This window comes from Bradyrhizobium sp. UBA2491 (genome assembly GCF_002341725.1).
Lineage (GTDB): Bacteria > Pseudomonadota > Alphaproteobacteria > Rhizobiales > Xanthobacteraceae > Bradyrhizobium.
The window spans coordinates 372-787 of record NZ_DDOP01000075.1; the positions used below are offsets into that span (position 1 = coordinate 372).

The following is a 416-nucleotide window of genomic DNA, read 5'->3' on the forward strand; positions in this document are numbered from 1 at the left end:
GCTCGAAGACCAACGGCAAGGTCAATGACGGCATCAACGTCGCGGTGCCCGAAGGCACCCCGGTGAAGGCGGCCGAGGACGGCGTGGTGGCCTATTCGGGCAACGAGCTGAAGGGCTACGGCAACCTCGTGCTGGTTCGCCATTCCAACGGCTATGTCACCGCCTACGCCCATGCGAGCGAAATCCTGGTGAAGCGCGGCGATACCATCAAGCGCGGCCAGGTGATCGCCAAGTCCGGCCAGACCGGCGAGGCGAGCTCGCCGCAGCTTCACTTCGAAATTCGCAAGGGGTCGTCTCCGGTCGATCCGCTCCAGTTCCTCAACGGCGCGTAAGTTACGCGCTCGGACTTCCAAGGGACTTCCAAGTCTCACAACAAAGACAACGGGGGAAGCGCAAGCTTCCCCCGTTTTGTTTTG

The 416-nt window shown here is 62.0% G+C and carries 1 protein-coding gene; it reads left to right on the top strand.

Features of this window, described 5'->3' with window-relative positions; genetic code table 11:
- The coding region (locus tag B2W55_RS24480) for a M23 family metallopeptidase (RefSeq protein ID WP_291532300.1) at positions 1–332 on the top strand (332 nt) is incomplete at its 5' end.
- Positions 333–416: the final 84 nt, after the last annotated feature.